General features: G+C 65.7%; 10 protein-coding genes. 4 read left to right on the top strand and 6 right to left on the bottom strand.

Annotation, left to right across the window (positions count from 1 at the left end):
* Positions 1–12: 12 nt before the first annotated feature.
* Positions 13–642, top strand: coding sequence for a CDP-alcohol phosphatidyltransferase family protein (locus KUV74_RS14855; RefSeq protein ID WP_045994537.1), 630 nt, complete (start codon positions 13–15; stop codon positions 640–642).
* 103 nt (positions 643–745) lie between these two features.
* Here the strand turns inward: KUV74_RS14855 and KUV74_RS14850 are convergent, their stop codons facing one another.
* Entirely contained in the window at positions 746–2170 is a 1425-nt protein-coding gene (locus KUV74_RS14850; protein WP_045994536.1) for a sugar porter family MFS transporter, read from the bottom strand.
* Between the two features lie 46 nt (positions 2171–2216).
* Entirely contained in the window at positions 2217–2990 is a 774-nt protein-coding gene (locus KUV74_RS14845) for an SDR family NAD(P)-dependent oxidoreductase (protein WP_222516733.1), read from the bottom strand.
* Between the two features lie 752 nt (positions 2991–3742).
* Between KUV74_RS14845 and KUV74_RS14840 the strand changes: the two genes are divergently transcribed.
* Positions 3743–4969: an ROK family protein gene (locus tag KUV74_RS14840; RefSeq protein WP_222516732.1), complete on the top strand. Its 1227-nt coding sequence runs from the start codon at positions 3743–3745 to the stop codon at positions 4967–4969.
* An 83-nt stretch (positions 4970–5052) separates the two neighbouring features.
* Here the strand turns inward: KUV74_RS14840 and KUV74_RS14835 are convergent, their stop codons facing one another.
* The 4 genes from KUV74_RS14835 to KUV74_RS14820 form a co-directional block, all read right to left on the bottom strand.
* Positions 5053–6000, bottom strand: a complete 948-nt coding sequence (locus KUV74_RS14835; protein ID WP_222516731.1) for a Gfo/Idh/MocA family protein — start codon at positions 5998–6000, stop codon at positions 5053–5055.
* Between the two features lie 258 nt (positions 6001–6258).
* The gene (locus KUV74_RS14830) at positions 6259–7188 is read right to left on the bottom strand and encodes a LysR substrate-binding domain-containing protein (RefSeq protein WP_222516730.1); all 930 of its coding nucleotides are present in this window, start codon (positions 7186–7188) and stop codon (positions 6259–6261) included.
* Positions 7189–7702: 514 nt separating this feature from the next.
* A complete protein-coding gene (locus KUV74_RS14825) occupies positions 7703–9505 on the bottom strand; it encodes an IlvD/Edd family dehydratase (protein ID WP_222516729.1) in 1803 nt (600 codons plus the stop codon).
* A 71-nt stretch (positions 9506–9576) separates the two neighbouring features.
* On the bottom strand, positions 9577–11388 hold the full coding sequence (locus KUV74_RS14820; RefSeq protein WP_253029530.1) for an IlvD/Edd family dehydratase: 1812 nt from the start codon (positions 11386–11388) through the stop codon (positions 9577–9579).
* A gap of 241 nt (positions 11389–11629) precedes the next feature.
* Between KUV74_RS14820 and KUV74_RS14815 the strand changes: the two genes are divergently transcribed.
* Both KUV74_RS14815 and KUV74_RS14810 read left to right on the top strand, forming a co-directional pair.
* Positions 11630–12664, top strand: a complete 1035-nt coding sequence (locus tag KUV74_RS14815) for a TRAP transporter substrate-binding protein (protein ID WP_108133327.1) — start codon at positions 11630–11632, stop codon at positions 12662–12664.
* 150 nt (positions 12665–12814) lie between these two features.
* The gene (locus KUV74_RS14810; protein WP_222516728.1) at positions 12815–13522 is read left to right on the top strand and encodes a TRAP transporter small permease subunit; all 708 of its coding nucleotides are present in this window, start codon (positions 12815–12817) and stop codon (positions 13520–13522) included.
* Positions 13523–13617: the final 95 nt, after the last annotated feature.

Raw genomic sequence — 13617 nt, 5'->3', positions numbered from 1 at the left:
AGGACCTTTGACATGGCCTCCGTGTATGATTTCAAGCCTCGTTTTCAAGCCCTGCTGCGTCCCTTGGTGGGCCGCCTTCACCAGCGTGGCGTCAGCGCCAATCAGGTCACCCTGCTGGCCGCCGTGCTGTCACTGCTGGTGGCGGCAGTGGTTGGCCTCAACGTGCAGACGCAGCTCTGGTTCGTACTGATCGCACTGTGGCTTCCCCTGCGTATGGCGCTCAACGCCATCGACGGCATGCTCGCCCGTGAACACGGCCAGCAGACGGCCCTGGGCGGCTATCTCAACGAGCTTTGCGACGTGGTCTCGGACGCCGCCCTGTTCGTTCCCTTCGCGTTGCTGCCCGAGACGGGCCCCGGCGCCGTCCTGATCGCCATGGTGCTGGCGATCATCGTCGAGTACGCCGGCGTCATGGGCCCCCTGGTCGGCGCCACCCGTCGCTATGATGGCCCCATGGGCAAGAGCGATCGCGCCCTGGTCATCGGCATGCTCGCCCTGGTGGTGGCGGTGGGCCTGGCGGCAGGCTGGTTTATCGCAGCGGTATTCTGGCTGATGGCGGTGCTGATGCTGGTCTCGCTGTACCATCGCGTCCAGCGTGGCATCGCCGAGGCCACTGGAGACGACAAGACCCCGGCGCCTTGATCTCGCCGGGGTCCCACCATCAGCAGGCGTGGCACCTAAGATGCAGGACGACAGCCCCGTTCACCATGGGCAACCCGCCTGCTGCCCAACCCGAACGCATGGGTTACTCGTAGGCCATCTGCTCAAGCTCCCGTCCACGGGTCTCCTTGACCCACTTCATCACGAACACCACTGAGCAGGCCGCGAAGAAGGCGTAGACACCATAGGCCCCGGCAAGGCCGATTCCCGCCAGCATGATCGGGAAGGTCATGGTGATGGCGAAGTTGGCCAGCCACTGGAACAGCCCCGAGACCGCCAGTCCCGAACCGCGCACCTGATTGGGGAACATCTCACCGAGCATCACCCACATCACCGGCCCCCAGGACACATTGAAGAACAGCACATAGGCGTTGGCCGCCAGCAGCGCCAGCACCCCCATGTCACCGGCCAAGGCCAGCTTTCCGTCTACCATGCTGGCGGTGGAGAAGGCGTAGGCCAATAGACACAGGGTCAGCGCCATGCCCACTGAACCGGCCCACAAGAGCGGCTTGCGACCGATGCGGTCGATCAGCGCGATGGCGATCAGACAGGCGCCGATGGACACCGCACCGCTGATCACGTTGATCAGCAGGGCATCACCCTCGGAGAAGCCCACCGCCTGCCACAGCACCGCACCGTAGTAGAACACCACGTTGATCCCGACCAGCTGCTGGAACACCGCCAGCCCGATACCGACCCAGACGATGCCGTGCACCTTGCCACTGGTGGCGTTGATCAGATCCCTGAGGCTCGGCACATGGTCGGCGTTCAGCGACGCCTTGATCTCGGCGACCTTGGCCTGCCCCGCCTGCTCGCCGAGCAGGGTGACCAGCACCCGTGTCGCCTTGTCGTCGCGTCCGCGGCTGATCAGAAAACGCGGGCTCTCCGGGATACCCAGCAGTGCCAGCAGAAAGATCGCCGCCGGCAGCATCTCGATCCAGAACATCCAGCGCCAGGCGTCGAAGCCGAACCACAGACTGGCGGTGGAGGCGCCGGCGATCTTGGCCAGCACATAGTTGCTGACGAAGGCGATAAACAGCCCCGAGATGATCGCCACCTGCTGGATCGTGGCCAGCCGTCCGCGCCGCTCGGCCGGCGCCACCTCGCTGATGTAGGCCGGCGTCATCACGCTGGCCGCGCCCACCGCCATGCCGCCAAGCACCCGGTAGATCACGAACTCCAGCGAGCCGGTCGCCACCCCGGAGCCCCAGGCGCTGACCAGAAAGAACACCGCCGACACGATCAGCAGCGCACGACGGCCGTAGCGATCGGCCAGGCGGCCGGCGAAGAAGGCACCGATGGCGCAACCCAGCAGCATCGAGGCCACGTTGAAGCCGGTGCCGACGCTGTCGGAGTCGAAGGCCGTCTGCAGACCATCGACGGTGCCGTTGATCACGCCGCTGTCGAAGCCGAACAGAAAACCGCCGATGGCGGCGATACAGCAGATGGCGAACACATAGCGTTGTCGCTTGAGCGAGGCGGCGTCCGCCGGTGAGGATACGATAGGCATGCTGAACTCCTTGTTGTTGTGATATCGCAGTTGAAAAAAGGCTGGGTCACAGCCAGCCGGCGTCCACCCAGTGGTTGTGCGCGGTACAGCCGCTGGCCGCGTCGGAAGCGAGAAACACCACCATCGCCGCGACGTGATGAGGCTCGAGGCGCACCTTGAGCTTCTGCTCGGCGACGATCTGGGCCTCCTGTTCGGCGCTGTACCAGCGTGACTGGCGCGGCGTCTTGATGTTGCCGGGGATCACGCAGTTGACCCGGATGCCCTGTTCACCCAGTTCCTGGGCCAGCGCCCGGGTCAGCCCCTCGATACCGGCCTTGGCCGTCTCGTAGAGCGCCAGGCCTGCCTGGCCCAGGTGCCAGCTGATCGAGCCGAGGTTGATCACCGCTCCGCCGCCACGCCTGGCCATGCCCGGCGCCACCGCCTGGGTGGCGAACACCAGGTGGCGGAGGTTCACGGCGATGCGTTCGTCGAAATAGGCCGGGGTGATGTCCGCCAGACGATGGCGATCGTCATTGGCCGCGTTGTTGACCAGCACATCGACATCACCGATCGCGCTCAGCACCTCGTCGAGACGCGCCAGATCGGTCAGGTCACAGTGATGGAATTGCAGCCGATCGCGGCCGGCACCCTGCTCGGTCAGACGCGCCACCAGCGCCTGTGATGGCGCCTCGGCGAGGTCGAGAAAGTGCACTTCGGCGCCCTGCTCGACAAAGGCTTCCACCAGCCCCTCTCCAATTCCCGAGCCGCCACCGGTGATGACCACCCGCCTGCCCGCAAGGCCTGGATAAAGCGCCACCGGCGCTCGAGATTCCTTCGTCATGTCAGCGTGACTCCCGTTGCTGTTGTAGGGGTTGTACCTAAGCCATCCAGGACTTGCCTGGAAGCGCCTGCGCTCATCGACGTATCGGCTTGGCCTGTTGGAGGCGGCGCGCGTCACCTCTTTCGCCTTTCGATCGGCGAAGTCTTTCGATTGGCGAAGCCTTTCGTCTGGCGAGATCCGTTCGTTCGACGAGAGATGTTTGTTACTTCTCTTTACTAATATCTCGTTAGTAATTTGTCCTAACTAAGTGCACAGTCTTGTCGAGTCGGACGCCATGTGCCATTGCACTTATGTCGAACAGAAGCCTCCCAGCGGAAAGGTGCTTGATGGCGCCCGGTGCTCTTCTGAAATCCAGTGCTCTTCTGAAAAGCGGCACAGGCGTCGCACGGATTCACTCAGGATCCTTGTTCGGCCGATGTAGCCGGGCGATGCAGTCGGGCGATGCAGTCGGGCGATGCAGTCGGGCGATGCAGTCGGGCGATGCAGTCGGGCGCTACTGTACGGCGCTAGGCGCTGTCCGAAAAGTCGACGAGCGAAGGTTAGACAAGGCAAAAATCGGTGAGAAAGCGCAGTTTACGGGGTGTAAATGAGCATTTTGACCGGGCTGGCGCACCAGCCGATTTTTAACGCCGTATTACCGAGCGCAGGCACTTTTCAGACAAGCCCTAAAGTCCGGCGCTGCGGCCCGTCGCCCGCCTTGATACACTCGACGCGACCTTCCCCATCCCTGACAGGGTCGGAGACTTTCGTTCATGACCGCCTCTTCCACCGCCGGCGACCTTGGTGCGCTCAAGTCACGCAACCGCGCCTCTCTGCTGGAGTGGCTGCGCCGCCAGCCCGGGCTGACCCGTGCCGAGCTTGCCCAGCGCACCGCCCTGACCAAGGTAACCGTCGGCGCCGCCGTGCAGACGCTGCTGGACCAGGGCTGGCTGGTCGAAGGCGATCTGCTGCGCGGGGGTAGCGGCCGCCCCGGACGGGCGCTGTCCCTCAATCCCGACAGCCATGCCATCCTGGGCATCGAGATCGGGGTCCATGGCCTGCACGTGCTGGCCATCAACTTTCATGGCCAGATCCTGGCCCAGCGACACCAGGCCGTGGTGCCGACCCGGCCAGACGATACCCTGGATCAGATCGTGCCCATGGTGCGCGAGCTTATCCGGACGGCGCTTTCACACAGGACACTGCTCGGTGTGGGACTGGCGGTGCCGGGGCCGACGTCGCCGGAGCAGTCGCGGCTTAGCCTGGCGCCCAACCTGGGCTGGCGAGACGTCCCGCTGCTCGAGATGCTCAGGCAGCGCCTGCCGGAACTCGACGATGATTCGAGACGATTCTGGTGCATGGACAACGAGGCCAAGGCGGCGGCCTTTGGCGAGCTCTATTGCAGCCCGTCCAGCGGCCAGGAGGCCGCGACGCCGTCCTCACTGTTGTACGTCAGCGCGGCTACCGGGATCGGCAGCGGGCTGGTGGTGCAAGGCACGCCGCCCCGGGTGATTCGCGGCGTGCATGGGCTGGCCGGCGAGATCGGCCACACACTCCTGGCGCCGGGGGGCAAGCCGTGTCACTGCGGTAACCACGGCTGCGCCGAGACCCTGGTCAGTGGCTGGGCCCTGCGTGATGCCCTGGGTATCGAGGCCGGCGCCTCCTTGAGCGAAGGCATCAAGCATCACCGCGACCCCGACCTGGTGGCCGAGACCCTCAACCAGGCAGGGGAAGCCCTGGGCCTGCTGCTGCTCAATCTCCACCTCACCCTGAATCCAGAGCGCATCGTCATCGGTGGCTCGCTGGTGAAGCTGGGCGCACTGCTGCTGGACCCGGCGCTTGCGTTCTTCACTCGTCATCAGAACCATCTGCTGCCACAGGCGCCGCCGATTCCGGTGCGCATCCTCGACGACAGCCTCGCGACCGCCGCCCGCGGCGCTGCCGCCCAGGTACTGTGCCAGCTGCTGGCTCGCCACGACGAATTCGCCACTGACGAATAACCCGCTGTTTCTGAAAGGTTCAGCTCACACCAATTGAGCGACGACGTCGTGGGTCATCGAGAGATCGACGCGAAGTGTCGTGTTCACGCGCTGCCATCATCGTCGACGAAGGCCTCGGTGGCCTGACGATGCCCCAGCATCAGGGCGTCGGCCACCTGCTGCAGCGGCGTGATGTCCATATCGCTGTGGCCAGTCTCGAGCAAGCTGTGGAAGTGCGCGTAGACGCCCTGGTATTCGCGCTCCGGCTCATCGATCAGCGTCTTTCCATCGACGATCAGGCGGGCGCCCCCCGCCTCCAGGGTCAAGCTTCCCCCATCGGTGACGAAGGTCATCTCCCAGCACGGCGGGTCCTCGTGACGGAAGTCGAAGTCACCGCTCAGCAGGACGCCATCGGCGGTACGCCATTCAAGCGTCGCCGCGATGGGTGTCTGGGCGTTGGCGGGCACCACCAGATTGGCCCGCTTCAAGAAGAACGGATCGGGCAGCAGTGCGGTAACGATGGACAGGGCGTTGATGCCCGGATCGAACACCCCCATGCCGCCGGCTTCCCACAGCCAGGCCTGGCCTGGATGCCACACCCGCACGTCCTCGTGCCAGCGAATATCGACGCCCTCGACCCGGCGTCCAGCGAGCCAGTCAGCGGCCGCGGCGATGCCCGGGGCAAAGCGCGAGTGCCAGGCGGCGAACAGCGTAAGTCCCGCCTTTTCGGCCTGTGCCTTGAGGTCCTGCACCTCGGCCAGGGTGGCACCCGGCGGCTTTTCCAGCAGCACCGCCTTGCCACGGGCCAGCGCATGACTGGCGAGCCTGTGGCGCAGATGGGCAGGGGTGCAGATCGCCACGGCGTCGATATCCGGCGCGGCGTCGAGCATCTCCTCGAGACTGGCGTAGGACGCCACGCCCTCCAGGCGCGAATGAGGGTCCGCCGACGCCACCAGCTCAAGTCCTTCGGTGGCACGGATGGCGTCCACATGCTGGTCTCGGACGATCTTGCCGGCGCCGGCCACGCCTAGTCGAAACGGCTTCGCTTTCATCTGCTCCATCTCTCCCCTCTCCTCCAACTTTTCCCCTCATCCATCTCTTCCATCTCCATCAGCGCCCCCGTCTTCTTTCCTGCCTCTCTTGGCTCTCTTTCCTCTCTTTCCTCTCCCCCCTCTCTTGCCTTCCTCCCGTCGACGCACGCCACCGTCAGGCGGGCCGACGAAAGGCCGCCAGCTTATCGCAAGAACAAGGGCAAGAGCAGGTGCCAGGGCCAGGGCCAGGCCAGACGGTCTGCCGCCGGACCAGGGATTTCAGCCACCCAGGAGGCCGGGGCGGTGGGCGCCGGAGCTTGACCACTGCTTGAACGCCGAGGCCACTTCTTCGGCCAGGGCGTCGACCGCAGCGGTTGCCCCTGGTGTTCGCAACAGCACCAGTTGATAGTGCCCCAGGGGCGGCAGCCCTTCGGGCTCTGCCAGGGTGACCAGTGGCGGCTCCACCAGGCTGCGAGGCAAGGCGGACACCGCCAGGTCGGCGTCGAGTATCGCCAGATGGCCGGCGCAGTTCTCGCTGACGTAGGCGATGCGATAGTCGACATTGGCCCCATCCAGCGCCGACAGGGCAAGCTTTCGCCAGGCACAGCCGGCGTTGGCCACCGCCAGCGGCAGCGGTCGCCGCTGGTGCGCCGCCCCTCCTCCGCGTCCGACCCATGCCAGCGCTTCCCGGTGGACCACCTCACCCCGGGCGCCAGCCAGGCCTTGCGTGCCGGCGGTGATCAGCGCCACGTCGACCTCGCCAGCGTCCAGCCGCGCCACCAGATCCTCGCTCGGTGCCACGGTCACGTCCACCTGGACCTCGGGAAAGCTCCGCGCAAACCGCGAAAGCACCCACGGCAGTACCCGGGTCCCGACGTCGTCAGAGGTGCCCAGGCGAACGCCGCCCTGCAGCGGCGCCTGCAGAAACTGGGAGACCGTCTCGTGGTTGAGCTGCAACAGACGCCGGGCATAGCCCAAAAGCTTTTCGCCCTCGGGCGTCGGCACCACTCGACGCGCATGGCGCAGCAGCAGCCGCTGTTCGAGCGTCGCCTCGAGGGTCTTGACCTGCATGCTCAGGGCAGAGGGTGTGCGATGCACCTGTTTTGCCGCACGGGAAAAGCTGCCATGTTCCACGATGGCAACGAAGTTGCGGACGATGTCGAGATCCAGCAGCGGCAACGGACGTGCGCTCAAATGGTCGCTGTGCATGTCACTACTATTTTCAATTTATCTGAAAATAAAGTGTAGAGACTTTCGCTGGAATGAACCAGAGAGGACGACCATGCTGGCAGACATCCCGATACTGATCGGGAAAGGACGCAAGGAGGTGCGCCATGCGCTTCCTGCGAGCGCGAACAGCGACGACGTCTCACCGCCTGCCCGCGCGCCAACGTTGCGAACTGGCCACCCCGTGCAGACGGTGGTTGAACCACACTCTGGAGGTAGACCATGCGCCCTTTTGATCCTCCCCTGCACCAGCATGATCGCAGACGCAGACGTTCGACTCGGCTACCCGAGATCGTGCTGCCATGCTCTCCGCCGCTGGGCTTGATCTCGACCCTGGAGCGCTGGGTCAGGCGAGCCTTGCGCCGGCATGACGAACGAACCTGATCCGACACCCTGCCCGTCAACTTGCCCGGGCACCCACCGACAAAACAGCCCGCCCCCGTCAACGACGGGGGCGGGCTGGCTGGGGGGATCAGCACGGGTTGACGTGCGTCGTTCAGTGATTGTCCCTGGGCGGACTCTGGCGCGCCACGTCACGGTAGGCGTCGGCGCCGCGCAGGGTCATGCCGCGATCCAGTGGTTCGATCAGGGTGCGCTGGATCTCCTGCCACGGCGTCTGGTGGGCCGGATAGGGATAGCCGCCCTGGGCGTCGAGACGCTGTCGACGCTGGGTGATTTCGTCATCGTCCACCAGCAGGCGGACCTCGCAGCGTCCCAGATCCACGCGTAGTCGATCGCCGGTCTGGACCAGCGCCAGCGGCCCGCCGGTGGCGGCTTCCGGCGAGGCGTTGAGGATCGAGGGCGACCCCGACGTCCCCGACTGGCGTCCGTCGCCCAGACACGGCAGCGACTCGATCCCCTGGCGAATCAGCGCCTCCGGCGGTTGCATGTTGACCACCTCGGCACCGCCAGGGTGGCCCACCGGCCCCGCCCCTCGCATGATCAGGATGGTGCTGGCGTCGATACCGAGTTCGGGATCGTCGATGCGGGCGTGGTAGTCCTCGGAGCCGTCGAACACCACCACCCGGCCCTCGAAGGCCTCCGGGTCGTCGGGGTTCTCGAGAAAACGCCGGCGGAAGTCCGGTGAGATCACGCTGGTCTTCATCAGCGCCGAGTCGAACAGGTTGCCCTTGAGGTTCAGGAAGCCGGCGTGTTCGACCAGCGGATTGTCGAAGCGTCGAATGACCTCCTCGTCCAGGGTCTCGCGGCCCGCGATGCTGTCGGCCAGGCGACGACCGTCGACGCCGGTGACGTCGCCGTGCAGCAGTCCGCGCTCGAGCAGCTCGTGCTGTACCGCCGGCACCCCGCCGGCACGATGGAACTCCTCGCCCAGATAGGCACCGGCCGGCATCACGTTGGCCAGCAGCGGAATCCGGTGGCCCAGCCGCTGCCAGTCGTCGTTGTCGAGCGCAACGCCTGCATGGCGGGCGATGGCGTTGACGTGAATCGGCGCATTGGACGATCCACCCAGCGCCGAACACACCACCACCGCGTTCTCGAACGCCTCGCGCGTCAGGATGTCGAGCGGACGCAGGTCCTGCCACACCATCTCGACCGCGCGCTGGCCGGTGTCGTAGGCGACCATCGCGCGTTCCTTGTAGGGCCCGGGAATCATCGCCGACCCCGGCAGGCTCATGCCCAGCGCCTCGGCCATGGAATTCATGGTGGAGGCGGTGCCCATGGTGTTGCAGTGGCCCACCGAAGGCGCCGAGTCGCTGGCCCGGGCAAGAAACTCGGCGTAGTCGATGTCGCCGGCGGCCAGACGCTTTCTCAGCTCCCAGATGATGGTGCCGGAGCCGACCCGCTCGTTGCCCCGCCAGCCGTTGAGCATGGGGCCGCCGGACAGCACGATGGCCGGAATGTTGACCGTCGCCGCCGCCATCAAACAGGCCGGGGTGGTCTTGTCACAGCCGGTGGTCAGCACCACGCCGTCCAGCGGGTAGCCGTGCAGCACTTCCACCAGGCCCAGGTAGGCCAGGTTGCGGTCCAGTGCTGCGGTGGGCCGGCGCACGTTCTCGTGGATCGGATGCAGGGGGAACTCGAAGGGCACCCCGCCGGCGGCGCGAATGCCATCCTTGACCCGCTTGACCAGCTCGATGTGGTGACGATTGCAGGGGGTCAGGTCGGAACCGGACTGGGCGATGCCGATGATCGGCTTGCCCGAGGTCAGCTCATCGAGGGTCACCCCGTAGTTGAGGTAGCGCTCGATGCACAGCGCGGTGGTGCCCGGGTGGTCGGGGTTGTCGAACCACCAGCGGGAACGCAGCTGGTCGGGAGTAAGGCGGGGGCGCTGGGTCATGGTGTTCTCCTGCGGTTGCCGCCGGCATGCGAGCGGCAACGGTCTGCCATTGGGTGCGAAGGTCGGGGCGCTCAGTGGGAGTGTCGCGGAACGTCCGCGCCACGACAGCCCACCAGAAAGTCGAAGTCGCAGCCTTCATCGGCCTGCAGCACGTGCTCGATGTAGAGCTGACGGTAGCCACCGCTGGAGGCGATACGGCGCGACGCCTCGGTGGGATCGCTGGCGGACAGGCGCCGCTCGAGCTCGGCCTCGTCGACGTCCAGATGCAGGCGCCCGTCGTAGGCATCCAGCTCGATCCAGTCGCCGTTCTCTACCGCCGCCAGGGGACCGCCGGCCGCCGCCTCCGGCGCCACATGCAGGACCACGGTGCCATAGGCGGTACCACTCATGCGAGCGTCCGAGATCCGCACCATGTCGGTCACGCCCTGGGCCAGGAGCTTCGCCGGCAGGCCCATGTTGCCTACCTCGGCCATGCCGTGGTAGCCCTTGGGACCGCAGTGCTTCATCACCAGCACGCTGTCGGCATCGACCTCCAGATCCGGGTCATTGATCCGCGCCTTGTAGTCGTCGAAGTTCTCGAACACCACCGCGCGACCACGGTGACGCATCAGCTCGGGGCTGGCCGCCGAGGGCTTGAGCACCGCGCCCTTGGGCGCCAGGTTGCCGCGCAGCACGCACATGCCACCGTCGTCCACCAGTGGGTTGTCCAGCTCACGAATCACCTGATCGTTGTAGAGCGGCGCATCCTTGACGTTGTCCCACAGGGTCTGGCCGTTGACCGTCAGCGCCTCCTTGTGGGGCAGGCGGTCTGCCTCACCGAGGCGCCGCAGCACCGCCGGAAGCCCGCCGGCGTAGTAGAACTCCTCCATCAGAAAGCGCCCCGACGGCTGCAGGTCGACGATGGTCGGGGTGCCGCGCCCTACCCGGTTCCAGTCATCGAGCTCGAGCTCGACGCCCATGCGTCCGGCGATCGCCTTGAGGTGGATCACCGCATTGGTCGAGCCACCGATGGCGGCGTTGGTGCGAATGGCATTCTCGAAGGCCTCCCGGGTCAAGACCCGAGACAACCGCAGGTCCTCCTTGACCATGTCGACGATGCGATTGCCCGACAGGTGTGCCAGCACATAGCGGCGCGAGTCCACCGCAGGAATCGCCGCATTGTGGGGCAGTGAAACGCCCAGCGATTCCGCCATGCAGGCCATGGTGGAGGCCGTGCCCATGGTGTTGCAGGTGCCGGCGGAGCGTGACATGCCGGCCTCTGCGGCCATGAAGTCGTGGATCGAGATCTTGCCTGCCTTGACCTCCTCGGACAGCTGCCAGACCACGGTGCCGGAGCCGATATCCCGGCCCTTGTGCTTGCCGTTGAGCATCGGCCCGCCGGTGACCACGATGGCCGGGATGTCGCAACTGGCCGCCCCCATCAACAGCGCCGGAGTGGTCTTGTCGCAGCCGGTCAATAACACCACGCCGTCCAGCGGATTGCCGCGAATGGCCTCTTCCACGTCCATGCTCGCCAGGTTGCGGGTGAACATGGCGGTGGGACGCAGATTGGATTCGCCGTTGGAGAACACCGGGAACTCCACCGGGTAGCCGCCCGCCTCCAGCACGCCCTTCTTGACGTGCTCGGCCAGCTTGCGGAAGTGGGCGTTGCACGGCGTGAGCTCGGAGAAGGTGTTGCAGATACCGATGATCGGGCGGCCATCGAATTCGTGGTCAGGAATCCCCTGATTCTTCATCCAGCTGCGGTACATGAAGCCGTTCTTGTCCGCACTGCCGAACCACTCGGCGCTACGAAAGCGTGCCTTCTGGGGCACTTCGGTCGCCGCTTCGTCGCTTGCTGCCTCGACACCCACGCTTGGGGAATCCTGATCACTATCGGCCATTGCCTGGCTCCTTCAACTCTGTCACGGGGCGAGCGGCAACCGGTCTGCCTGCTGTCTCGGGCCAATCGCTGGCCTTTGACGTCATGGAGAATACCGACCCGCTCGTCGGGTCCTGGGCAAGCCTACGTCGCGGGCGCCACAAAGTACACACATACGAAAGTATATGTTGAACATACTCGCAACTCGGTCAAGACTTGCCGCCACACCAATAACGATCACGCTCTCATCAGGGAGATCGACCATGCGAGCTATCCCCAGGCTTTCCCGTCTTGCCGCCTCCATCGGTGCGGCATCCATCGCCATCACTGCTGCCGCCAGTGCCCAGGCCGCTGAATACGAGTGGACCTTCCAGGCCTCCGAGACCGCCGGCGAGCCGAGCTTCAAGATCAAGCAGGAGTGGGCCGAGCGCATCGAGACCATGACCGATGGCCGTGTGGCCATCGAGGTGTTGCCGATCAACTCGGTGGTAGGTCCCACCGAAACCCTGCAGGCGGTGAGTTCCGGCATCCTGCAGGGCCATATGACCGACCCCAGCTACTTCTCCGGCCAGAACCCGGCCTTCGGCATGCTCGGCAACCTGGTGGGCGCCTGGAACGACCCCTATGACTTCCTCGAGTTCATGAACAACGCCGGCGGCGAGGATCTCTACAACGAGCTGGTGGAGCCCTACGGCGCCCATCTGGTGGCGGCGGCGACCTTCCCGCTGGAGTCGATCCCGTCCACGGTGGCCATCGAGTCGCTGGAAGACTTCGAGGGACTCAAGATTCGTGCGCCCCAGGGCATGGTCTACAACATCTTCGAGCGCATCGGCGCCACGCCGGTCAACCTGCCCGGCTCCGAGGTCTACACCGGCCTTGAGAAGGGCGTGATCGACGCCGCCGACTCCACGGTGCTGTCGAACAACGACGCCCAGGGCCTCCACGCCTTTGCGCCCTACCCGCTGTACCCGGGCTTCCACTCCATGCCGATGATCGCGGTATCGGTGAACAAGGATATCTGGGACGGCCTGCCCGAAGACCTTCAGACCACCCTCGAGACCGCCTTCGACGCCATGGCCTACGACCTGATCGCCCGACTCAAGGCCCAGGACATCGAAGCGCTTGCCCGTCTCCAGGCGGACCCGGAGGTTCACCCGTTCGACCTGCCCGACGAAGAACGCAAGGCCTTCCGTCAGGCGGCTGAACAGGAATGGCAGGAGTGGGCCGGCAAGAACGAGATGACCCAGAAGGTCTACGACGCCGCCACCGGCTTCCTGACCGCCCGCGGCCAACTGTAAGCATCGCCAGCCGTCCTGCCCCCGATGGGGGCCCTGCCCCCCGGTCCAGCCTGCTGACACCGGGGGGCAGCTCCGTGACGACTTGCTGACCGCACCCGTGGTCGTGACCTTCAACCTGTTGACCAACGCCGCCAGCGGCCTGGAGCAACCATGACGCCTCCCTCCTCCCACAACACCCCCGCCGGATCGCCACATGACGGCGCCGGGCGGCCGCCTGATCCGTCACAAGAGCCTTCGCACGAGCCTTCGCATGATCCTTCACCCGAGCCTTCTCACGGCCCGAACCCCGACCCGTCGGCGGACAGGACGCCCGAGCGTGCCCCCGATGTGGTGCGCAGCCGGTTCGACCGTGGCGTGGTCCGGGTGGCCCAGTTCGCCGCCTGGCTGGTGTTTATCGCCATGGCCATCAGCGTCTATGAGGTGATCATGCGCTACGGCTTCGGCGCGCCCACCTCCTGGGTCCACGAGACCGTGGTCATGCTGGTGGCGGTCAGCTTCTGTCTCGGCGGCCCGGCCGCGCTGGCCTCCAACCGCCATATCCGGGTCAAGGTGCTCTATGACGCCGTGGGCCCGAGGTTCCGGCTGTGGCTCGACCGCTTCAATGACCTGGTCACCTTCGGCTTCTGCCTGGGCATGACCTACGCCGCCTGGGTGATGTTCTACGGCGCCTCCCACAACCCCCTCGGCGAGTGGCAGCTGGAGCGCTCCGGCACCTCCTGGAACCCGCCGTTCCCCGCCTTGGTCAAGGGCATGATCCTCGCCGCGGTGGCGATCATGTGCGTCCAGGCGCTGATTCACCTGATCCAGTCGATCAAGGGCAAGCCCGCCCCCGATGCACCCGAAGGAGGCGCTGACTGATGAGCATCGCAGACGGAACCCTGCTGCTGGTCGGCGCCATCTTCGCGCTGCTGGTCACCGGCCTGCCGCTGGCCTTTATCACCGGCCTGGTGGCG

Origin of the sequence: Halomonas sp. DP1Y21-3 (assembly GCF_019801245.1) — a bacterium.
GTDB classification, from domain to species: domain Bacteria; phylum Pseudomonadota; class Gammaproteobacteria; order Pseudomonadales; family Halomonadaceae; genus Halomonas; species Halomonas litopenaei.
This window is presented reverse-complemented; position numbering and strand designations above follow the sequence as displayed.